The 21,812-nt window shown below is 42.0% G+C and carries 21 protein-coding genes; 2 read left to right on the forward strand and 19 right to left on the reverse strand.

The genetic code is table 11. The features are described from left to right. Positions 1-8: 8 nt before the first annotated feature. The 4 genes from rplC to OCV60_RS09105 form a co-directional block, all read right to left on the reverse strand. Positions 9-692, reverse strand: coding sequence for a 50S ribosomal protein L3 (gene rplC / locus OCV60_RS09090; RefSeq protein ID WP_008402751.1), 684 nt, complete (start codon positions 690-692; stop codon positions 9-11). A gap of 156 nt (positions 693-848) precedes the next feature. Continuing rightward, a complete protein-coding gene (gene rpsJ, locus OCV60_RS09095) occupies positions 849-1,160 on the reverse strand; it encodes a 30S ribosomal protein S10 (protein WP_021944981.1) in 312 nt (103 codons plus the stop codon). A 388-nt stretch (positions 1,161-1,548) separates the two neighbouring features. Further along, on the reverse strand, positions 1,549-2,424 hold the full coding sequence (locus OCV60_RS09100) for an OST-HTH/LOTUS domain-containing protein (RefSeq protein ID WP_117785657.1): 876 nt from the start codon (positions 2,422-2,424) through the stop codon (positions 1,549-1,551). Then, positions 2,421-3,569, reverse strand: coding sequence for a class I SAM-dependent methyltransferase (locus OCV60_RS09105; protein ID WP_262530057.1), 1,149 nt, complete (start codon positions 3,567-3,569; stop codon positions 2,421-2,423). Before OCV60_RS09105 ends, OCV60_RS09100 begins: the two co-directional genes overlap by 4 nt. A gap of 321 nt (positions 3,570-3,890) precedes the next feature. Between OCV60_RS09105 and OCV60_RS09110 the strand changes: the two genes are divergently transcribed. Continuing rightward, positions 3,891-4,754, forward strand: coding sequence for a class I SAM-dependent methyltransferase (locus tag OCV60_RS09110; RefSeq protein WP_118484434.1), 864 nt, complete (start codon positions 3,891-3,893; stop codon positions 4,752-4,754). 70 nt (positions 4,755-4,824) lie between these two features. Here OCV60_RS09110 and OCV60_RS09115 read toward each other — a convergent pair whose 3' ends face one another. The 12 genes from OCV60_RS09115 to OCV60_RS09170 form a co-directional block, all read right to left on the reverse strand. Beyond that, entirely contained in the window at positions 4,825-6,183 is a 1,359-nt protein-coding gene (locus OCV60_RS09115) for a citrate/2-methylcitrate synthase (protein ID WP_117785654.1), read from the reverse strand. 72 nt (positions 6,184-6,255) lie between these two features. After that, entirely contained in the window at positions 6,256-6,879 is a 624-nt protein-coding gene (locus OCV60_RS09120) for a metallophosphoesterase family protein (RefSeq protein WP_044946130.1), read from the reverse strand. 115 nt (positions 6,880-6,994) lie between these two features. Continuing rightward, positions 6,995-8,941, reverse strand: a complete 1,947-nt coding sequence (locus OCV60_RS09125; RefSeq protein WP_117785653.1) for a BMP family ABC transporter substrate-binding protein — start codon at positions 8,939-8,941, stop codon at positions 6,995-6,997. 350 nt (positions 8,942-9,291) lie between these two features. Then, on the reverse strand, positions 9,292-10,674 hold the full coding sequence (locus OCV60_RS09130) for a sensor histidine kinase (RefSeq protein WP_118484433.1): 1,383 nt from the start codon (positions 10,672-10,674) through the stop codon (positions 9,292-9,294). 57 nt (positions 10,675-10,731) lie between these two features. Then, entirely contained in the window at positions 10,732-11,406 is a 675-nt protein-coding gene (locus OCV60_RS09135) for a response regulator transcription factor (protein ID WP_021944989.1), read from the reverse strand. 96 nt (positions 11,407-11,502) lie between these two features. Next, positions 11,503-13,269, reverse strand: coding sequence for a Na/Pi cotransporter family protein (locus tag OCV60_RS09140; protein WP_262530058.1), 1,767 nt, complete (start codon positions 13,267-13,269; stop codon positions 11,503-11,505). Positions 13,270-13,412: 143 nt separating this feature from the next. Further along, on the reverse strand, positions 13,413-13,703 hold the full coding sequence (locus OCV60_RS09145; protein WP_021944991.1) for a hypothetical protein: 291 nt from the start codon (positions 13,701-13,703) through the stop codon (positions 13,413-13,415). Between the two features lie 36 nt (positions 13,704-13,739). After that, positions 13,740-14,390 carry a phosphate signaling complex protein PhoU gene (gene phoU / locus OCV60_RS09150; protein WP_021944992.1) on the reverse strand — a complete coding sequence of 217 codons (651 nt, stop codon included), beginning with the start codon at positions 14,388-14,390 and terminating at the stop codon, positions 13,740-13,742. Between the two features lie 14 nt (positions 14,391-14,404). Further along, positions 14,405-15,160: a phosphate ABC transporter ATP-binding protein PstB gene (gene pstB, locus OCV60_RS09155; RefSeq protein ID WP_117785649.1), complete on the reverse strand. Its 756-nt coding sequence runs from the start codon at positions 15,158-15,160 to the stop codon at positions 14,405-14,407. 27 nt (positions 15,161-15,187) lie between these two features. After that, a complete protein-coding gene (pstA, locus tag OCV60_RS09160; RefSeq protein WP_008402765.1) occupies positions 15,188-16,051 on the reverse strand; it encodes a phosphate ABC transporter permease PstA in 864 nt (287 codons plus the stop codon). Beyond that, positions 16,052-16,903, reverse strand: coding sequence for a phosphate ABC transporter permease subunit PstC (pstC, locus tag OCV60_RS09165; protein ID WP_021944993.1), 852 nt, complete (start codon positions 16,901-16,903; stop codon positions 16,052-16,054). 15 nt (positions 16,904-16,918) lie between these two features. After that, positions 16,919-17,815: a substrate-binding domain-containing protein gene (locus OCV60_RS09170; protein ID WP_021944994.1), complete on the reverse strand. Its 897-nt coding sequence runs from the start codon at positions 17,813-17,815 to the stop codon at positions 16,919-16,921. Positions 17,816-18,121: 306 nt separating this feature from the next. Between OCV60_RS09170 and tsaA the strand changes: the two genes are divergently transcribed. Further along, positions 18,122-18,793 (forward strand): tRNA (N6-threonylcarbamoyladenosine(37)-N6)-methyltransferase TrmO, encoded by a 672-nt coding sequence (gene tsaA, locus OCV60_RS09175; protein ID WP_243863339.1) that lies wholly within the window; start codon positions 18,122-18,124, stop codon positions 18,791-18,793. 225 nt (positions 18,794-19,018) lie between these two features. Here tsaA and OCV60_RS09180 read toward each other — a convergent pair whose 3' ends face one another. The 3 genes from OCV60_RS09180 to pdxT form a co-directional block, all read right to left on the reverse strand. After that, positions 19,019-19,354 carry a cupin domain-containing protein gene (locus OCV60_RS09180; protein WP_021944996.1) on the reverse strand — a complete coding sequence of 112 codons (336 nt, stop codon included), beginning with the start codon at positions 19,352-19,354 and terminating at the stop codon, positions 19,019-19,021. Positions 19,355-19,400: 46 nt separating this feature from the next. Further along, complete coding sequence (gene pdxR / locus OCV60_RS09185; RefSeq protein WP_008402771.1) at positions 19,401-20,801, reverse strand: MocR-like pyridoxine biosynthesis transcription factor PdxR; 1,401 nt, start codon at positions 20,799-20,801, stop codon at positions 19,401-19,403. A 430-nt stretch (positions 20,802-21,231) separates the two neighbouring features. Further along, positions 21,232-21,795: a pyridoxal 5'-phosphate synthase glutaminase subunit PdxT gene (gene pdxT, locus OCV60_RS09190; RefSeq protein WP_117785645.1), complete on the reverse strand. Its 564-nt coding sequence runs from the start codon at positions 21,793-21,795 to the stop codon at positions 21,232-21,234. Between the last annotated feature and the right edge of the window lie 17 nt (positions 21,796-21,812).

The raw sequence follows: 21,812 nt of genomic DNA on the forward strand, positions 1-21,812 counted from the left end.
CCTAAAGACTACTTGCCAGTCTTTACTGTATCCTTAATCATTACTAATGATTTCTTTGGTCCCGGAACTGCGCCCTTTACCAAAATAACATCATTTTCTACATCTATCTTAACTACCTCAAGGTTCTGGATTGTAACTCTTACGCTACCCATATGTCCAGGCATCTTCTTACCTTTGAATACTCTACCTGGTGTAGTAGCTGAACCGTTTGAACCTGCATGTCTGTGATACTTGGAACCATGTCCTGAAGGACCTGACTTTAAGCCGTGTCTCTTAAGACCGCCTGCATATCCCTTACCTTTTGTCTTTGCTGTGACGTCAATCTTGTCTCCTTCAGCAAATACATCGGCTTTGATCTCTGCACCAAGTTCGTACTGAGCACAGTCATCAAGTCTGAACTCTCTGTAGAAAGTCTTAGGTGTTGTGTTTGCTTTCTTTGCATGTCCAACTTCTGCCTTACCAGCACCATGTGGGTTTCTGATTACTTTCTTTCCTGATACATCTTTTGTTGTGATTCTTTCTTTCTTTTCGCCGAATCCTACCTGAATTGCATCATAACCGTCATTCTCAACTGTTTTTACCTGGGTTACAACACATGGACCAGCCTGTAAAACTGTTACCGGCACTAAAACGCCGTTTTCGTCGAAGATCTGAGTCATTCCGACTTTTGTTGCTAAAATAGCTTTCTTCATTTTAAGTTTTCCTCCTAATTTAATTCACAGCGGATTGTCTTGACAATCATACTAAATTACATCCTTCGGATGCATTAGGTTACTGCTTGTGCACTGTTTCGTGCTATGTTTGTTTTTTTGTGATTTGATTAGTTCACTTCTAATTTTTGTGGCTGATTATTTCATCTTTACGTCGATGTATACGCCAGCTGATAAATCGATCTTCTGTAATGCATCAATTGTCTTCTGTGTTGGTGCAATCACGTCGATTAATCTCTTATGAGTTCTCTGCTCGAACTGTTCTCTTGAATCTTTGTACTTATGAACAGCTCTGAGGATTGTAATCTTCTCAACCTTTGTAGGCATTGGAACCGGTCCGCTGACTTTAGCTCCTGTCTTTTTAACAGTATCGATGATCTGTCCAGCAGCCTGATCGATAAGTTTGTGGTCGTACGCCTTCAATGTGATTCTCATAATCTGTTTTGCCATAAAAAAAGCCGCCTCCTTTTCGCACTTTTTAATAGTACAACAAGTGGTGACTGTACACTCTCCCGTGTGTATCCTGAATTAAATCAGAATCAACACGTCGTTTCTATCCTTTTGATAGACAGTTATTGGTACAGTGACTTGTCGTCAGTAATTCTTTATTGACATTCGCTCCACGAAAAACCTGTATCTATACGATACAGCAACCTCCGTTTCAACGCTATCATGTCACAGCACGTTTGATTATATAACACGTTTTTGCGGAATGCAAGCATTTTTTCTATATTTTTTAAGAAATTTTTTATTATATTTCCCTGCATTTTTTCATCCGTCATACTGTTATATTTTATCTGTTTCTTCTATATATAATGCACAATAGAAACGTTATCGCTTATTTCAGCTTAAAGCTCTGCTTCAGCTTCACGCCCCTGTTATTATATATTTCCAGTTTCGGGAAACTTAAAAGAAAAGCGATATCCGATGCGTAACCATAATTTCTGGTATCAAATCGTTCGAATTCTTCTGATAATGCATCAAACAGCTCCTGCATATCATCTATCTTGTTATTCCGTTCTGACAGATACGATGTGATAAAGTGTTCTACGTTTTCCCGGTCATCGATCATCTCGAGATAATACTGCTCTCCAGCTTTATAGAATTGAATATCTTTTCCATTTTTCAGGATTAGTTCTTCCATGCTGGTATATCCATAGTTTCTAGTATCGAATTCTGTGTGCAGCTTTGTGAGCTTATATATCAATCCTGCCAGTTCTGTACAGATACCCGAAGCTCTTTCTTCTATTATAATGCGGTAGACATCAGATACAATCTCTGATAATGGTGTCAGACACTGTTCCGGTTCATAGCCCTGCAAAATATCTATATAACAGAAGCGATTACATCTGCGGATAAACGATTCGCTGTGTGCGTTACTGCCAAATACCCGAATATTCTTGCCCTGCTCCTGTGCCTTTACAACTGCCGCCAGGATCGTATCATCATCGGTCACAATATCGATTCCTCCGACCTGCCGGTCAAATGCATGGGCAACCAATTCTGTTATAAAAGTGCAGCCGGCATGATTTCCCCTTTCTTCTGCTCCCATCACGCGAAATCCCTGCTTCTGCAGTTCTTCTTTCGAAGCTTTTGAAACATAGCCGCATGCCAGACGGTCGATCAGATCATCCTGAATCATGATCTCTCTGCATACAAGCGGTGCATAAACGGTATCCACTGTATTACAATCATATATTAAAATCCGCTTCATGAATGGCTCCTTTCTTCCGTCAGCACAAGCTGCATCAGGGTCTGGTGAATGCCAAAGATCCGGCACAACCGTTCCGCTTCTGCTTTTGCCCGCTCCCGTTTCTCCTCTGATACCGGTTTCTTCACTGCCCGGATCAGAATATTTTTAGGTGAATGTTCAATATCAATAAATTCCAACAGATCTGTCTTATATCCACAATATTCCAGCATACATCCACGGATCGCATCAGTCATCAATGCCGCTGTCCGTTCCTTGATGATTCCGTACTTGGTCAGTGCCGACAACTCCTCCGACCGGATCTGTTTATTTAACTCATGCTGGCAGCACGGAACAGATAAGATGTATGTCGTGTTCCAGCAGATCGCATTATAGAGCGCATAGTCAGTTGCCGTATCACAGGCATGCAAGGTCACTACCATATCCACCTTACGGTCTGTCCGGTATCCATTAATATCACCGATTTTAAACTTCAGATCTGTATATCCGCATTTTTCTGCCAGCTTATTACAGTTCTTTATTACCTGTTCTTTCAGATCAAGCCCTGTGATATGTGCCGTCATATGACGGATCTCTACTATATAATAATATAAGAAGAAAGTCAGATAGGATTTGCCGCATCCAAAATCAATAATGTTGATCTCATCGCCTTTATAAGTCTTTAACACATCATCGACCATCTCGATAAAGCGGTTGATCTGACGGAACTTATCATACATGGAGGAAACTACTTTTCCCTCTTTGGTAAATATTCCAAGCTCCCGGAATGCAGGAATATCCATTCCCTCATCCAGAATATATTTCTTCTTGCGATTATTACCGCCGACCAATATCGTCTTATTCTCCGCCTGTCTGCGGCTGACTGCCAGATTTCCTTTTTTGCCTGCTTTTACATCATAATCTGTCGTCAGAGAAAATGCATTCATCTGCTTAAACTCTGCCGGAAAATGCATCGCAATATGCTCTGCCAGCCTTCCTTCTTCGATATTCTCATGAAAGACCTGCGTCTGTGTATATTTCTCAAGCTGGTATGCATTTCTGCCCTTTAATACCTTCCGGGCAAATATGATCTTCTTGTATTCTCCCTTTCCATTGCTCAGTACGACCTTATGTGGATGTGTCTCCACGATCTCTTTTATAATATCCATATATTTCTCCATGTTTTCTGTCTTGTATCTGCTTATCATTTTGTGAAACACAGCTCATGAAATGTTCTTCACATAATTAACATTCTCACGAGCAAATAATTTGGCATTCATTACATCCCAAATTATCTATTGTAATTATATATTTTCGTTTTGCTCTACTGCTGTGATTTTATCACCCCGGCAGATATCGGTCAATTTGTTTTCCTTATATGCCGATTTCATTTTCTTTCTATGCAGATTTCATCGTTGACTTGAAAATGACTGCACCTTATAATATAGTAGTTTTATATAAATATTTCAAACGAAACGAGGATATCGATTATGTGGACAGCCGATCACTGGCAGGATTATGAAGTAATAGATTGTTCAGATGGAGAAAAACTGGAACGATGGGGCAAATACATTCTCCTTCGTCCTGATCCACAGGTTCTGTGGTCAACTCCAAAAACAGATAAACGCTGGAAGCAGCTAAATGGTCACTACCACCGCAGCAATAAGGGCGGCGGTGAATGGGAGTTCTTTAACCTTCCGCAGCAATGGTCGATTCATTATAAAGATCTGACCTTTAACCTAAAACCATTCAGCTTCAAACACACCGGTCTGTTTCCGGAACAGGCAGCCAACTGGGACTGGTTCTCTGACCTGATCCGCTCATCGAAAAAGAAAGAGATCAAGGTATTAAACCTTTTCGCTTACACCGGCGGTGCAACCTGTGCGGCAGCAAAAGCAGGTGCGGCAGTTACTCATGTTGATGCTTCTAAGGGCATGGTTACATGGGCAAAGGAAAATGCAGTCTCATCCGGACTCGGAGATGCTCCGATCCGCTGGATCGTTGATGACTGTGTAAAATTCGTAGAACGTGAGATCCGCCGCGGCAATCACTATGATGCGATCATTATGGACCCACCATCCTACGGCAGAGGGCCAAAGGGCGAGATCTGGAAGATCGAAGAAAAGATACATCCGTTTATCAAGCTGTGCAGCGAGCTGCTCTGCGATGATCCGCTTTTCTTCCTGGTCAATTCCTATACGACCGGACTTGCACCAGCCGTTCTTACCTATATGATAGCAACCGAGGTACAGTCTAAATTCGGCGGTCATGTTATCTCCGACGAAGTAGGACTTCCGGTTACAGGCTCCGGTCTGGTACTGCCATGCGGTGCTGCCGGAAGATGGAGTAAATAAACAAATACGGGACAATTATTATCTTTGTGAAGCAAACCTAATAATTGTCCCGTATTTATTTTATATAGTCCTACCAGTTTCTCTCGTCCATATCCAGATATGTCTTATGCGTTCCGACATATTTGTAAGCCGGACGGATGATCTTACCGGCATTTACCAGCTCTTCTATTCTATGTGCGCTCCAGCCTGCGATTCTTGCGATCGCGAAGATCGGAGTAAACAGTTCGATCGGTATATCAAGCATACGATATACAAATCCACTGTAGAAATCGACATTTGCAGAGATAACGGAGTTTCGCTTCTTTGCAAGAAGCTCCATAGAGATCCGTTCAATATCCGTGTACAGCTTGAACTCCTCCTGCATACCCTTTTCTTCTGCAAGTCTTCCGGCATAACGCTTCAGGATCTTGGCTCTTGGATCGGACACCGTATAAACAGCATGTCCCATACCATAGATCAGACCGCTATGATCAAAGCCCTTCTTATCAAGCAGTCCCTGAAGATATTCACGGATCGCCGCTTCATCGCTCCAGTCTTTTACATGAGCCTTCAAGTCATCCATCATCTGCTGAACCTTCAGGTTCGCACCACCATGCTTCGGTCCTTTTAAAGAACCGAGAGAACCGGCAACGGTTGAATAGGTATCAGTTCCGGTTGATGATATAACATGTGTTGTAAATGTGGAGTTGTTACCACCACCATGCTCTGAATGAAGCACCAGACAGATATCCAGTACCTGCGCTTCAAGCTCAGTATACTTCTTATCCGCACGGATCAGGCGGAGGAAATTCTCTGCTGTCGAAAGGCCCGGCTTCGGATTGTGAATGATAAGACTCTTATCCTGATAATAATGCTTATAGCCCTGATAGCCATATGCAGCGATCAGCGGAAACTGTGCAATCAGTTCCATACTTTGACGAAGGACATTTCGAATGCTGATGTCATCCGGGCAGTCATCATATGAATATAAAGTAAGCACACATCGCTGTAAGACATTCATCATATTCTTACTTGGTGCTTTTAAGATCACATCACGAGCAAACTTTCTTGGGAGCTCCCGGAACGTCTCCATCAATTCCTTAAATTTATTAAACTGAGTTCTGGTCGGCAGTTCACCGAATAAAAGCAGGTAGATTGTCTCCTCAAAGCCGAACTTGCTTCCGTGGAATCCACGTTCCAGATCTTCGATATTATATCCCTGAATATAGAGTCTTCCGTCTGAAGGAACCAGTTCACCATCCTGAACCGCAAAACCGGATACATCTGAAATCTCTGTCAGACCTGTTAAGACACCTTTTCCATTTGAATCACGAAGGCCTCTCTTAACATCATATGTAACATAGAGGTTCTGATCGATCGTACCTGAATCATTGCAATAACCAACCAGTTCATCTAAAATTTTCTCGTACTCTGCACTTCCCTTTTCCAAACCTCTATCTCCTTTCGAATATAGTATTTAAGCCAAGCTTAAGTTTATCAAACTTTCGCCTGGCTTGCAAGACTATTTCGCTGCCTGTAAGGCAGTCTCATCTATTTCTATAATATATTTTTCAAATGCATTTATGATCGTGGTATCCAGGTATCTGGATTCCCGTACAAAATCCCTGCCATAATTACTATGCACATGACCATGTACCAGATACTGCGGATGATAGTCTTCGATCATTGTCCGGAAGCACTTGAAACCGGTATGACAAAGATCCTCGGAATCATTGATCCGGTACGCAGGGGCATGCGTGATCATAATATCAAATCCACGATGTTTTCTTATCTGCCGACCCAGCTTACGAATGCGCTTCTCCATTGCTTTCTCGGTATACTGATGCGGTGCACCATTGTACTGATACTCCATACAGCCTCCAAGACCCAGGATCCGTATTCCTTTATATACATAGATTCGATCGTCAATGCAGATACAGCCATCCGGTGGTGTGTCTGCATAACAGGTATCGTGGTTTCCATATACATACAGAACCGGGGCATGTGTAAATGTCGCAAGGAACGACAGATACTGCGGTGCCAGGTCGCCGCAGGAAATGATCAAGTCAATTCCTTCTAATTTTTTCTTATCAAAATAATCCCATAGGTATTTTGATTCTGCATCCGCCAGAACAAGAATCTTCATATCCGTATCTCCGTGTTTTCTTTTCTTTTCTACGAAACTGTACCCCGCCTGTTTCCATAAAGAAAACCCGCTCATCTACATTCGTACTCTGGATCACAAGACCCGCATAGCCTTATTATACTATGTCTGTAGTTTTTTTCAATTCCAGATTTTCCGGCGTATTAACTCCCTGGAAAGCAACAACATCTCTGGCATCTTCTACCAGCTCATCCAGAGTCGGGATCGAACCAACAACAATATCTGCCAACCAATCCATCTTCATGATCTCCTCAGGGCTCATTTCACCATCTTCATCATCACGAACCACTCCATTCTGTGAATAGAGCTTGCCGTAGAATGGACTTACCGTACCATCCTTGATCAATCGCTTCATCAGATTTACCAGTCTCGCCGTTCCAACCGGAAGATGGTTCGAACAGATCACATCGATCACTCCGGCAGACATGCCCCACCAGTAATTCAGAACCTTTACTTTCTCGTTCTTTTCTTCCAGCTTCCAGTTACCATCCAGAATCAACTGAACGATCTTCTCATAGAATACACGCCAGTTGTAAAATGGCATCGCAAGATTCGATATCTCGTTCCCATCGCAGGAATACAGACCGAATTCACGGGAGGCCGTAAGCGGTGTGATCATATCCTTATCGGATACATAGGAGATGCCCAGTTCCTTAAACCGTTTCTTCGGATCGGAGCCTTTGACCTTTGACCACTCCAGATAGATTTTCGCTCTTGGATTCACAAACTTTGCTCCCATCGCAAATGCGTTGATGTTCGCCGTCGTTCCATAGATCGGATAATCAGCTACATAGCCGATCCTGCCATCCTCACAGAGTGAACCTGCGATAATACCGGTTATAAACTTCGCCTCATACATTCTCGCATAATACGTTCTGACATGGCTGGTCGATACATTTAACGAGCAGTTTAATATCTTCAATTCCGGATATTTAATCGCAGCCTTTAATGACTCCGGAAGCATCTCCGGGCCGGTTGTAAATACAACATCGAATTTGTCCTGTGCGATCTGCTCCAGGCATTCTGCAAGCTTCGTATTATCATCCATATTCGAAAAAGTATGTGTCTCAACCCGATCCTTGAATTTACCTTCTACGCCCATTCTTCCAAGATCATGGCTGTAAATCCATACAGAATTCTCAGGCTCTTTATCATAAACAAATGCAATCTTAAGCTTCTTCGGTACCGGCGTGATACTGAACAGCTTCTTCTTTGACTCTACCGGTTCCAGCTTCGGAACGATCGTCATGTTCTTCTTCTGTGCACTTAATACGATCTCGTCCCAGACCTTTTCCAGATTTTCCTTTACCTCATCATAAGACATATCCTGTAATGCCTTGTATCCATATACATTTAAAAATACAAGCATAGCATCATCTACCGTGATCGGAAGACTGTCACTGCCGTTTTTCTGCCTGTATGCTGTATCAAATGCCAGATGTGCCGAATTCAGGTTCATACGATCATCATCCGTAAATCCACCATCCGGTGTCAATCCTATATATTCTCTTAATTTGTCATATCCGCCAAGCTGTGTGAACCATATATAGTTGATTCCTGTCTGCTTATGGAAATCTACAAATTCATAATAAATCTTGTTTTCCAGCTCATCTGTCCGCTTCGGCAGCTTTCTGATTACCATCGCAGGGACAGAATCCGCACCGAAATATTTCAGTACGCTGACACGCTTATTTCCCTCTATGACATAGAATTTATTCATATATTCATATACTTTGATCGGGTCATGGATTCCTTCTTCTATATGAGAGTCACAGAGAGATGACCATTTATTTCCGAATTCAGAATTCGCATCTAATATAGGCATGAAGTTACTTGCAAATGCTGTAGTACGGCCTTTTGTCGCTGTACCTACAACCCGATCGAGAGAAATATGCTGTAAACCAAGATTTACTTCGCCTGCAATATCGGAATTCGTGATCAGTTCATCCAGTACCGGCAGATATGGATATTCATTTTTAGAAAGTGCAGCCTGATATCTCTTTTCACCAAGCTTCTGCGCTTTTACATAATCATTTAATGACATGTTAAAAACCTCCTATCTGTGTCTAAATCAACCTGTTTAACTCATTGTTCCATCATTTTTTCCGTTCACTATATATATACAACAAAAACCGAAAATTACCAGTGGCAAATCGTATTTTCATCTTTTTCACGCCTTAAAATTTCTTATTCCGGTAAAGTTTTGTATATTTTTAATAAAATTAATTGTGCATTTCTTACATTTTTACCTTGAAATTTAAAATAGCGTGTGTTAATATAATATCAGAATAGTAAATAACATACAATCTTGAATTTTAAATCGGTGTGTGTGAATACTTATAAATCAAAGGAGCCTGTTTCCTAACTTCTTACAGGCTCCTTTTCCTTATCTTTTTATCTGCTCTGAAAGGTAATCGTTATCTCTGTTCCCACATTCGGTTCACTTGTTATATCAAGCTTCGCATCATGCTGCGCTACGATGTGTTTTACGATCGCAAGTCCAAGACCGGTTCCTCCGGTTGACTTCGACCGACTCTTATCGACCCGATAGAATCTCTGGAACACCAGTCCCAGATGCTCCTCAGGTATTCCGATACCGGTATCCTTCACCTTCATGACAACTGAATGATCTTTCTCATAAGAATACACAGTTACTTCTACAGTTCCATCCGGTTTATTATATCGGATCGCATTATCGGTCAGATTATATACCAGTTCTTCCATCATCATCTTATTACCCATAATATAGCTTGGCTGACCGGAGAACTTCAATGTAACATTATGTTTTTCTGCCGATAGCATCAGCATATCCACATTCGATCTTGCAACCGCACACAGGTCGATTCGTTCCATAGATGGTGCATTCTCTGTTACATCAAGCTCTGACAGACGAATAATGTCATTGATGAGGGTAAGCAACCGATTTGAATTACGATGGATCTCTGTAGCAAATCGTCTGACATCACCATCTGCCGCCATTCCGTTTTCAATCAGCTCAGAATAACCGGAGATTGCTGTCAGAGGTGTCTTTAACTCATGAGATACATTTGCCGTAAATTCCTGTCGCATCTGTGCATTCTCCATAATATCATTATGCTGTTCCCTGATTGTATCAATCAATGGACGAATCTCCTTATAGGCGTTAATATCGTCAACATGATCCAGATCCTTTGCCATCTGTCCGATCGGACAGACGATACTCTTTGTCAGATATCGGGATATCAGAACCACGATAATTACAAGCACCAGCATAATAACCGTCATACTTGGAAGTCCCTTCAAAAAAACACTGACAATGCTGCTTGTCTCCTTTGATACACGAAGTACACAACCATTTGAAAGCCGGATCGCATAGTAGAAAGTACTCATATTGAGCGTCTGGGAAAGACGGGTATCCTCGCCTTCTCCTTTCTCAAATGCCTCCTCAATCTCCGGTCTGTCGTTGTGTTTTCCCATGGTCTCCGGATCTGCCATATTATCATACTTAACCGTTCCATCCGGTGCAACTAATGTAATACGCAATTCTGTATTCTTAATCCTTACATTGCGGAGCTCACTGATATCATCAAATAATCCTGCACTCTTCAAGGTCTGTGTGTAATTTTCCAGATCGCGCATGATCTCCTTTTTAAACAGATCATAATAAACCGTTGTCGAAAGTATCATCGTACACAATATCGCAATCAGCGTCAATGCTATAAAGCGACTGTTGATCTTGCTGGATAATCGTTTGTCTTTTCTGACCTTCTTATCCTTTTTATCTTTCTGTTCTTCCATAAAAACCTGTTCTTTCTGTTATAAGATTCTTCTGTTATAAAATTTTCCTGCTTCTTCTTATTCCATCTTATATCCGACATTACGAACTGTCTTGATCATATTCCCTGCATCTCCCAGTTTCTGGCGCAGAGTCTTGATGTGCATATCAAGAGTCCTGGATTCACCTTCGTAATCCGTTCCCCACACATCCATCATGATCACTTCTCTCCGAAGTACAATTCCGGCGTTGATCATTAACAACTTTAACAATTCAAATTCCTTAAAGGTCAACTCACACGGAATATCATTCACATGCACGATACGCTTCTCGGAATCAAGGGTTACGTTCTTCAGTCGAAGAATCTGATCCTCCTGAATACTCTTGCTTCTGCGAAGCAATGCTTTAACTCTGGATATAAGCTCCATTACGCCGAATGGCTTTGTCAGATAATCATCTGCTCCGATATCCAACCCCTTTACCTTATCAAGTTCTGTTGTCTTTGCCGTCACAAGAATGATCGGCACACGCACAGTCTCCGGACGTTCTCTTAATTTTCTGACAATCTCCAGTCCATCCTGATCCGGTAACATGATATCCAGTAGGATCAGATCCGGAATCTTCTCTGTCATTCTGGAAAAGAAGCTCTTTGCATTTGCAAATCCTTCTGTTACATATCCCGTGTTCTTTAAGGCAAACATTTCTATTTCCTGAATGTTCATATCATCTTCTACAATATAAATCAATGCCTGCATCTGCCGTTCCTCCTGTCTCTGTTCTTTCTTATCTATAATAATATATTTCTAATATATGGTCAAAGTAATTTACGCTTTATGATATCGTATACTTTACTATAAACTGTACTTTTCCTTATACATGCTGTACATTGCCTGAAACTCTACATTTGATTCCTGTTTGACCCGGTTCAGATACTCATGCGTATCAAAGCTGTCTGTCTTAACCTGAAGCAGTGATGCTGCCACATTTGAACAGTGATCTGCCACACGTTCATAATTATTCAGAAGATTTTCAAGAGCGATACCAAGCTCGATCGTACATTTTCCCTTCTGCAGACGTTTGATATGCTGCTTTTTGATCGTAGCATTCAGCCCATTAATTACTTCCTCCAATGGTTCAATCCTCTTTGCTATTTTCATATCATCTTCATTCAGTGCTTTACAGGTCATGCTCATAATCTCATAAACTGCATTTGAATACAGATTTAATTCTGCCATTGCTTTATCTGAGAATACCATTTCTTCCTTGTGCATCTTAGCATAAATTTCTGCGATCGCTAATGCATGGTCGGAGATACGCTCCAGATCTCCGATACAATGAAGCCCATTGGATACACGTTTGCTGTCTTCCTCTGCCAGTTCTTTTCCGCTGACCTTCGCCAGATACGTTCCGAGTTCATCTTCGTATTTGTCTACGATATCTTCCAAAGCCTCAACACGTTGCCACTTCTCATCCGAATAATCCTTCATCAACTCTAATGAATCGTATAACGCTTCAGCTGAATACCCTGCCATCTGATTCATAACATCCATGCTCTGTGTAACGGCAAACGCCGGTTGCTCCAGGAATCTGGCATCCAGATGCTTTAACGGTACAAGCTCCGCAATCTCCTCAACAGGTTCTTCTTTCTCACGGATCGTAAGAGTTGCCAGCTTCTCAAGACCCTTTCCAAACGGAAGTAATACAATTGTTGTCAGAATATTAAATATACTGTGGATCACTGCAATGCCAGCCGGAGTTGCCATATCCTGTAATACACCGAAATTTACAAATGCATTGATTGAATAGAATACGATCATAAAGAGAATGGTTCCGATCAGATTAAAGTAAAGATGTACAAAAGCTGCACGTTTCGCATTTTTCTTTGCTCCGATACTGGATAATAATGCCGTTACACAAGTACCGATATTCTGTCCCATTATAATAGGAAGTGCCGTTCCATATGTAACTGCTCCTGTCATGCAAAGTGCCTGTAAGATACCAACCGATGCCGATGAGCTCTGGATGATTGCTGTAAATAATGTTCCTACGATCATTCCGAGTACAGGATTTGAGAACATTAAAAGCACATTTGCAAATTCAGGAACATCTGCAAGAGGAGCAACCGCACCGCTCATTGCATCCATTCCGTACATAAGGATCGTAAATCCCAAAAAGATCATGCCAATATCATGTTTTTTCTCATTCTTGGAAAACATCAGAAATGCAATACCGATAACCGCTAGGATCGGAGAAAATGAGGATGGCTTTAACATCTGGATCCAGATACTGTCTCCCTGAATTCCTGACAAACTTAAGATCCAGGAAGTAACTGTCGTACCGATATTGGCACCCATGATAATGCCGACCGCCTGACGCAGTTTCATAATCCCGGAATTTACAAAGCCAACAACCATAACGGTTGTAGCCGATGATGACTGAATAACCGCTGTTACAGCCGCTCCAAGCAGCACCCCTTTGATCGGCGTTGAAGTCAGCTTTTCAAGGATACGTTCCATCTTACCGCCCGCCGCACGGGTCAGGCCGTCTCCCATTACGTTCATACCAAATAAAAACAATGCAAGTCCGCCAAACAGTGCAAGTACATCAAAAATACTCATAAAAAAATTCCTTCCTTTTTACATAAATTAGACATTTGTACCTTCGCACATCATCGTATAACAGGTATGTAAAAAGGAAAGGATTCCTACGTAAAGTCTGTGTAAAATTTTAAAATTTATTTTACATTTTACGCTGAATGCGTTTAATATTCTTCCTGGCTCTGTTCAAGATACGTTCTGTCAGGACCATCGTTTTGTAAAATACATACGGTACCGCCAATCAGTCCTACCAGACAAATACCATATCCTGCCGATACCAAAATGCTCTCTGCCATACTCCATGATGACATAAGCCCGATTTCTTTCAACGTGACAGCTACAACCACAGCGATCACGCCCCAGACGATACTGTTCAATAACAAAAACATTTTTATCAGGTGCTGTTTACTTTTTCCTTTACCGGCATCTGCTGTCATATTCCATATACGTCTCATGACAATCACCTCCTGATCCTGTATCCTATAAGACTCTTAATTTCCGGAAATATGTTCTCCTGTTATATAATATATGACCCATTCTGAAATATTCGTTGCATGATCGCCAATCCGCTCCAGATATTTTGCAACCATCAAAAGATCGGTTTCCTGTTCCCCTGCATCTGCATTCCTGTGGATCAGATTGATCAATTCACTCTTCACTTTTATAAACAGATCATCTACCACATCATCCTGGGCAATAACTTTTCTTGCTTTTGTAAGATCAAGATTCACATATGCTTCTATACTGTCAACCAACATGACCATGCTTTCTTTTGCCATTGCCTTAATATGTTCCAATTCTTTTACATAAGGTTTGCCTGCCATCTGGATCGTCAGTTCAGAAATATCTGCTGCATGATCACCGATACGTTCCATATCCGTTACCATTTTGAGCGCAGATGAAACCTGACGAAGATCTGTTGCAACCGGCTGCTCCATTAAAAGAAGTTTAAAACACAGACTCTCAATATCCTTTTCCTGCTGATCGATCTGATCATCCCTGTGGATAACCTCCTGTGCCAGATCAACATCCTGATTTACAAGTGCTTTGATCGCCTTTTCGATCACACCCTCGATCATGGATCCCATCTCAACCATTTCATCATTGAGTTTTTTCAACTGTCTGTCATAATTTGTCCTCATTATCTTTACTCCTTTTAACCAAATCTTCCTGTGATATAATCCTCAGTTCTCTTATCCTGTGGTTTCGAGAACATCTTCTCGGTATCATCAAATTCGATCACCTGACCCAGTAAGAAGAATGCTGTCTTGTCTGCAATACGGGTTGCCTGCTGCATATTATGTGTAACCATGATAATCGTATAATCATGTTTCAGCTCCATAGCAAGATCTTCGATCTTTGACGTAGAAATCGGATCAAGCGCTGATGTCGGTTCATCCATCAGTAAGACCTCCGGTTCAACCGCAAGTGCTCTGGCGATACAAAGTCTCTGCTGCTGTCCGCCGGAAAGACCCAGTGCCGATTTCTTCAGTCTGTCTTTTAATTCATCCCATATTGCCGCCTGTTTGAGAGATCGTTCTACGATCTCATCCAGTTTTTCTTTACTATGAATACCATGTGTCCTTGGACCATATGCTATATTGTCATATACACTCATTGGGAAAGGATTCGGATTCTGAAACACCATTCCAACCCGTTTTCTTAACAGATTTACATCCATTCCGTCAAATATATCTTCACCATCTAACTTCACATCACCCGTGATGTTACAACCTTCCACCAGATCATTCATACGGTTTAAACATTTTAAAAATGTTGATTTACCGCATCCGGAAGGTCCGATAAATGCTGTAATCTGTTTTTCCGGTATTTCCATATTTACATCTTTCAACGCATGAAATTTACCATAGTGAAGATTCAGATTTTTTACATCAAATTTTATATTGCTCATCGATTTATCTCCGTTTATATCTATCTGTTATCTGTCTTTTTCTGTTTTCGCCGACATTTTCTTTGCAATTGCATCGGATGCGAAATTAATCAATACTACGAATACAAGAAGAACAACGGCTGTTGCATATGCCTGATCCGTATGAAGTCCCTCTTTGGAAAGAAGATACATATGTACGGACAAGGTTCGTGTGGAAGAAAATAAATTCTTCGCTATTCTCGGCACACTGCCTGCCGTATAGATCAACGCTGCTGTCTCCCCGACAATTCGCCCGGTTGCAAGGATAACACCGGATAAAATACCCGGAACAGCACTCGGTAAAACAACCTTAAATACTGTACGAAGTTTTCCTGCACCAAGTCCAAAGCTTCCTTCTCTGTATGACTTTGGAACAGCCAGCAAGGCTTCTTCTGTTGTTCTCATGATAACCGGAAGCACCATGATCGCCAGTGTAAACGCACCGGACAGCAGGGACAATCCCCATCCAAGCTTTGTCATAAATAAGATCATTCCGAACAAACCATATACAATAGATGGAATACCTGTCAGTGTCTCTGCAGTGATACGTACAATTCCAACCAGCTTATTTCCTGATTTTGCATACTCCACCAGATAAATAGCTGCGAAGATACCGATCGGTCCCGCAATCAGCAGTGACAGTAATGTCATAAACAACGTATTAACCAATGCCGGAAGCATCGAGCAATTATCCGATGTATATTCCAGCTTGAACAGATCCGGTGTCAGATTCGGAATTCCTTTTGCAAGAATATAGATCAAAATAAAAGCAATACAAACCAACGTCAAAGCTGCTGCCAGATAAACAAGTATCCGAAGGATCAGTGAGCCGGGACGTCTTTTATATTCCGCAAGTAAATTTCTTTTTCCCATTTAGTTCACCGTCTTTCTTTTTAAAATTGAAAACAGCAGGTTAATGATCAGAATGAATACAAACAATACAACACCTGTTGCGATCAGAGCCTCTCTGTGAAGATCCTGGGCATAACCCATTTCCATTACGATATTTGCAGTCATGGTTCTAACACCCTTCATCAATCCTTTCGGCATATGGACCTGATTTCCCGCCACCATGATAACAGCCATTGTCTCACCGATCGCACGACCAACGCCCAAGATGATCGCTGCCATGATACCGGATCTTGCAGCCGGTACTACGGTAAGAAATACACTTCTTTCATGTGTCGCTCCAAGTGCTAATGCACCCTGATAATATTTATCCGGGACTGCACTGATCGAAGTTTCAGATACACTGATGATCGTCGGAAGTATCATGATGCCAAGCAGTACAGATGCGGTAAGCATTGTATTTCCGTTCACTCCGAAAATCTGTCTGACTGCCGGAACAAGTACACACATTCCAAAAAATCCGTATACAACCGATGGGATTCCTGCCATCAGATTGATAAATGGTTTAATGACCTTATATGCTTTTGGTGGGCAGAACTTTGATAAAAATATCGCTGTCAGAAGTCCGATCGGAACGCCGATCACGATTGCCCCGGCCGTAACGTAGATACTACCAAGAATAAACGGAAGGATTCCAAAATAATCATTGGTCGGTCTCCAGACTTTGCCAAAGAGGAAATCTGTCAGACCGATTTCCTTCATGGCAGGAATACCACTTGCAAATAAGAACACACAGATCAATAAAACCGCTGCTATCGATACAAATGCCGCTAACAGGAATACGATATGCATGAATATTTCTTTAAACTTTTGCATAGAGGACACTCCTTACTATTTGACATCTGCCCAGGTTGCTGCTTCTCCTGTAAAGATTGATTTTACCTGATCGGTAGTTAAATCAGTTGCAGGGTTATTCTTATTTACAATAACTGCGATACCATCCATTGCGATTACAGTAGCTGTAAGTCCTTCACCTGTCTCGCTATCCTTCAGTTCTCTGGATGCCATACCGATATCACATGTACCATCTGCCGCTGCTGTAATACCTGTTGTTGAATCAGATTCCTGAAGCTCGATATCCGCACCACTGTTCACTGCCTTATATGCCTCTGTTAATTTCTCCATAACAGGAGTTACAGATGATGATCCGGCAATTACGATTTTACCGGTTGCTCCTGAAGACTTAAATGCTCCTGAATTTGCAATCTCGATGTAACCATTGCTTGATACGATCTTCTGTCCATCTTCACTCATAATATAGTTGATAAAATCCTGTGCTACATCACTTACCTGACCCTTTGTTACAATGTTGAATGGTCTTGATAATGTGTATGTACCGTTGTTGATATTATCTGCTGTTGCTTCAACGCCGCCGATCTTAACTGCCTTTACGGTATCATTTAATGCTCCAAGTGAGATATAACCAATCGAATAATCGTCTCCTGCAACTGTTGTGAGAACTACTTCTGTACTGTTTGCTGTAATCGCGCTCGTAGTTGTCTTATCAACTTTATTTCCATCTGCGTCCTTTTCTTCTACACCGGTCAGTTCCACAAATGCTCCTCTTGTACCTGAGCCTTCCTCTCTGGATACAACTGAGATCTCCTGTGATGTATCAAAACTTCCGCTCTTGGAATCTGAACCACCTTTACTTCCACATCCTGCAAGGCATCCTGCCGCAAGTGCTGCACTTAATGTTAACGCTAAAATCTTATTTCCTTTTTTCATTTTAATTTTCCTCCAATTGACTCTTTGGACTCAGAATCGTTCATCTTTCTGATCCATTCAAAATTATGTAAATTGCGAAACCGGATCGCGCGCCCTTTTCCGGATCGCAGAATTATCATACGGCATCTATGTAAAATACATCACCATCTCAAAGTAAAGTGAAAGTAAAAACTTTGTGTAAACGGGAGAAATGTAAAATTATGAAGAAACGCACTTTATGAGTTTCTATGGAAAATAAAAAATATTCATGTTACTATGAACAGCAGATACAATTTCGTTTTACGAAAGGATAAAGAAAAGAACGATATGAATATCATCGGACATGTATATACAGATTTTCAGGAAAAATTTGGAATTCCCAGACAGAGCGGTCTGGTGGATGAACTGACCGGAACGGTCGTTTTTCTGCCGGAATACAGGCAGCCGGAAGCCTTCCGGGGGCTGGAGGATTTCTCCCACATCTGGATCCTGTGGGAATTCCATAAAGCCAAACGGGAGAACTGGAGTGCAACAGTAAAGCCGCCAAAACTTGGCGGCAATAAAAGAATGGGCGTATTCGCGACCAGATCGCCGTTCCGCCCAAATAATATAGGTCTGTCTTCTGTAAAATTGACAGGAATTGAATATACCGATGACTATGGTCCGATCCTGCATATCTCCGGTGTCGATCTGTTAAACGGTACTCCTGTATATGATATCAAACCTTATATTCCATATACAGACTGCCACCCGGATGCCACCAGTGGTTTTACCGAACACATTCATACGGAAAAGCTGGATGTCATCTTTCCGCCGGAGCTTCTTGCAATGATTCCGGAAGCCAAGCGTCCTGCCCTGATTGGCATTCTTGCAGAAGATCCGCGTCCCGGCTACCAGCACGATCCCGACCGCAGATATGGCGTCGCCTTCGCAGGCTTCGACGTGCGCTTCCACATCAACGGCAACGTCCTCACAGTGTGTGAGGTGGTGGCTGTATGATAACCGAACGATAAGAGACAGGGGCAGAGGATATATATCTTTATTCCGCAGAACACTTTCGTTCTATTCTCACGTAGCGGTACTAGGCTCACTGCTTATGCAGTTCACCAAGGACCGACGTTCGAACAGGTCTGCTTCATAAAATATATATCCTCTGCCCCTGTCTCTTATCTGTTTATATACTAACATTAGCAATCATATAAACCTTAGGAGTATGTTTGACGCTCAGTGCTCGTGTTCAGGTACAACGGCGAAGAATATAAGGTCTTCGGTGCCTTCATTTGACAGGCTGTGGGTTGCTCCCTGCGGACAATAATGGCAGTCGCCCGGATACAGCTTCTCTTTGGTGTCCTCATACTCCATCGTTCCGACACCGGAAAGTACATAAATAATTTCACTGTTTCCCTCATGTGTATGTGTTCCGATCGATGAACCAGGCACAAGTCTGCCCTTCATGATCTTGTTATTCATATCCTGAAACATATGCACATGGAATGTTCCTTCTCCCCCTTTAAAATTCTCGATCGCTGATTCTGCGATTGTATCAAACGATATCTTCATATGATTCCTCCTTATATGGTTCCTTATATTAACATCCGCACACTCTTTATTCGATACTTTCAATCAATCTTCTGACTGCTTCTTCTATATGCTCCGGCATGATACCGGAATAATTAATAACCAGTGTATGATATCTGGCATTTTCGGTATTTCTATAATACTGGCTGAGAAATGAAATGTGAATATCTCTTGCTTCGGCATTATTCCGCAACCGCTCATCACTGTAATTCGTATCAATCTCCAACAGGAAATGCAGCCCTGAATTCTCTTCGCGAATACGAATCTTGTCCGGATTCATATATTTTTTAATGCAGGCAAGCACCAGATCCCGCTGTTCTCTGTAATAATTACGCATGCGGTTGATGTGTTTTTCCAGACAACCATCGGTGATAAATCTTGCAAGTGTATATTGCTCGATATTTGACACCGTACATGCATAAAAGCTGAGCATCTCATCATATCGCCGCATCAAACTCTCCGGGAGAACCATATAACTGATACGGATCGTAGAGGAAAGGCTCTTGGAAAATGTGTTGATATAGATGACCTTTTCGCCCACATCGATACTTTCAAGTGTAGGTACCGGCTTGCCAACCAGTCGAAATTCACTGTCATATTCATCTTCGATGATATAGCGGTTGTCCTTTCTGGATGCCCAAGATAACAATTCATATCTCCTGCTGACAGGTGTTACCAGTCCGGTCGGAAAATGATGCGCCGGCGAAATATGAAGTACATCTGCGCCAGATTCTTCCAGAGCCTCCATATTGATCCCATTTTCATCCATTGCCACAAATTTGCAGCATACATTCTGCGCCTGATAGATCCTCGATATCTTCTGATACCCCGGATCTTCGACCGCATAACATTTGTCATAGCCAAGCAGCTGAATGATAAGACCATAGAGATATTCTGTTCCGGCTCCTATGATGACCTGCTCCGGCTTCACATCCATACCACGGAACTGATACAGATAGCCTGCTACCGCGCTTCGCAGCTCATAGACACCCTTGGACGGTGATCGGGACATCAGCTCTTTGCTGTTTTCCGCCATCACTTCTTTTAAAAGCTTTGACCAGATGCTAAATGGAAACGCATCCTCTACCGTTGAGTTACTGGCAAAATCCGCAAAATATGTTTTCTTTTCTTTCGGCTTTTCAAATTGCTTCGCCGGTCGCTCCGGCAACGGCTTCATCAGATCTGCCGAAATGTCCGTAACATAATAACCGCTTTTCGGAATCGAATATATATATCCTTCGGCAACCAACTGACTGTATGCATTTTCCACGGTGATCGTGCTGACATTCAGATTTTTTGCAAGCAGACGCTTCGATGGCAAACGTTCCCCTGCTACAAGCTTCTTAGACAAAATATCTGTTTTGATCTGCTTGTACAGATATTCATATAACGTATCTGTTCCTCGATTTTCCAGTGCATATGTCAGCATAGTAAGCCGCCCTTCACATTATTCCTGCCGGCATCCCAACCCACCTTGCGATACCATAGTTATAAAATATTATATGTGGGAAGAAAGCATTATGCAAGTTTTTTACACTCTATAGATAAACAAAAACTCTATGGCATCCCGCCCTGTGCCTGTCCTTATAGAAATGCCGTGCTGCGTTTTCTACTCACTGCACATGTTAAATTCGTAAATACTCCTGTGCTAACTCGCCTTCGGCTCAAACAAGCACCCGTATTTACTAACAATGTGCAGTTCATAACGAAATCCTCGCAATGGCATTTCTATAAGGACAGGCGCAGGGCGGGATATCACATAGTTCTTATATATGAACAATAAAAAACGGTATTTATTATCGTACAGTCAACCTGCTCAATAATAAATACCGTTATCTTATTGTTTGCTTTTACAGTCTTTATTTGATCATGTCTAAGAACATCTGATGGATACGGGTATCATCGGAAAGCTCCGGATGGAATGCCAGTGCGATCTGGTTCTGATATTTTACCGCTACAATGTGACCATCTACCTCGGCTAATACCTCAACACCCGGCTTTACACTCTCGATATATGGTGCACGGATAAATTCCATCGGATATACTCCAAGACCTTTGATCTCGCCATCATAATGAAAGCTTCCAAGCTGTCTGCCATATGCATTTCTCTTTACGCAGACCGGAAGGGTCGCAAAATGACGTTTATCATCATTGGACAGTTCTTCTGCAAGAAGGATCAGTCCCGCACAGGTTGCAAGAACCGGCATGCCCTGTTCGATCTTTTCTTTTAATGCATCATACATATCAAGCTCTTTTAACAGCTTACCCTGAACAGTGCTTTCGCCACCCGGCAAAACGATACCGGCAAAATCCTGTTCCAGATCACTTTTCTGTCTGAGTTCTATTGTTTCTGCTCCAAGGCTCTCTAACATTTTCTCGTGTTCGATAAATGCGCCCTGAACCGCTAATACTGCTATCTTCATCGTGTCTGTTCATCCTT

Source organism: Coprococcus ammoniilyticus (genome assembly GCF_025567345.1).
GTDB classification, from domain to species: domain Bacteria; phylum Bacillota; class Clostridia; order Lachnospirales; family Lachnospiraceae; genus Coprococcus; species Coprococcus ammoniilyticus.

Coding starts and splice junctions, on each gene's coding strand:
- rplC (WP_008402751.1), bottom strand. CDS start 692: ATGAAGAAAGCTATTTTAGCAACAAAAGTCGGAATGACTCAGATCTTC.
- rpsJ (WP_021944981.1), bottom strand. CDS start 1,160: ATGGCAAAACAGATTATGAGAATCACATTGAAGGCGTACGACCACAAA.
- OCV60_RS09100 (WP_117785657.1), bottom strand. CDS start 2,424: ATGAAGCGGATTTTAATATATGATTGTAATACAGTGGATACCGTTTAT.
- OCV60_RS09105 (WP_262530057.1), bottom strand. CDS start 3,569: ATGGATATTATAAAAGAGATCGTGGAGACACATCCACATAAGGTCGTA.
- OCV60_RS09110 (WP_118484434.1), top strand. CDS start 3,891: ATGTGGACAGCCGATCACTGGCAGGATTATGAAGTAATAGATTGTTCA.
- OCV60_RS09120 (WP_044946130.1), bottom strand. CDS start 6,879: ATGAAGATTCTTGTTCTGGCGGATGCAGAATCAAAATACCTATGGGAT.
- OCV60_RS09125 (WP_117785653.1), bottom strand. CDS start 8,941: ATGTCATTAAATGATTATGTAAAAGCGCAGAAGCTTGGTGAAAAGAGA.
- OCV60_RS09130 (WP_118484433.1), bottom strand. CDS start 10,674: ATGGAAGAACAGAAAGATAAAAAGGATAAGAAGGTCAGAAAAGACAAA.
- OCV60_RS09135 (WP_021944989.1), bottom strand. CDS start 11,406: ATGCAGGCATTGATTTATATTGTAGAAGATGATATGAACATTCAGGAA.
- OCV60_RS09140 (WP_262530058.1), bottom strand. CDS start 13,269: ATGAGTATTTTTGATGTACTTGCACTGTTTGGCGGACTTGCATTGTTT.
- OCV60_RS09145 (WP_021944991.1), bottom strand. CDS start 13,703: ATGAGACGTATATGGAATATGACAGCAGATGCCGGTAAAGGAAAAAGT.
- phoU (WP_021944992.1), bottom strand. CDS start 14,390: ATGAGGACAAATTATGACAGACAGTTGAAAAAACTCAATGATGAAATG.
- pstB (WP_117785649.1), bottom strand. CDS start 15,160: ATGAGCAATATAAAATTTGATGTAAAAAATCTGAATCTTCACTATGGT.
- pstA (WP_008402765.1), bottom strand. CDS start 16,051: ATGGGAAAAAGAAATTTACTTGCGGAATATAAAAGACGTCCCGGCTCA.
- pstC (WP_021944993.1), bottom strand. CDS start 16,903: ATGCAAAAGTTTAAAGAAATATTCATGCATATCGTATTCCTGTTAGCG.
- OCV60_RS09170 (WP_021944994.1), bottom strand. CDS start 17,815: ATGAAAAAAGGAAATAAGATTTTAGCGTTAACATTAAGTGCAGCACTT.
- tsaA (WP_243863339.1), top strand. CDS start 18,122: ATGAATATCATCGGACATGTATATACAGATTTTCAGGAAAAATTTGGA.
- OCV60_RS09180 (WP_021944996.1), bottom strand. CDS start 19,354: ATGAAGATATCGTTTGATACAATCGCAGAATCAGCGATCGAGAATTTT.
- pdxR (WP_008402771.1), bottom strand. CDS start 20,801: ATGCTGACATATGCACTGGAAAATCGAGGAACAGATACGTTATATGAA.
- pdxT (WP_117785645.1), bottom strand. CDS start 21,795: ATGAAGATAGCAGTATTAGCGGTTCAGGGCGCATTTATCGAACACGAG.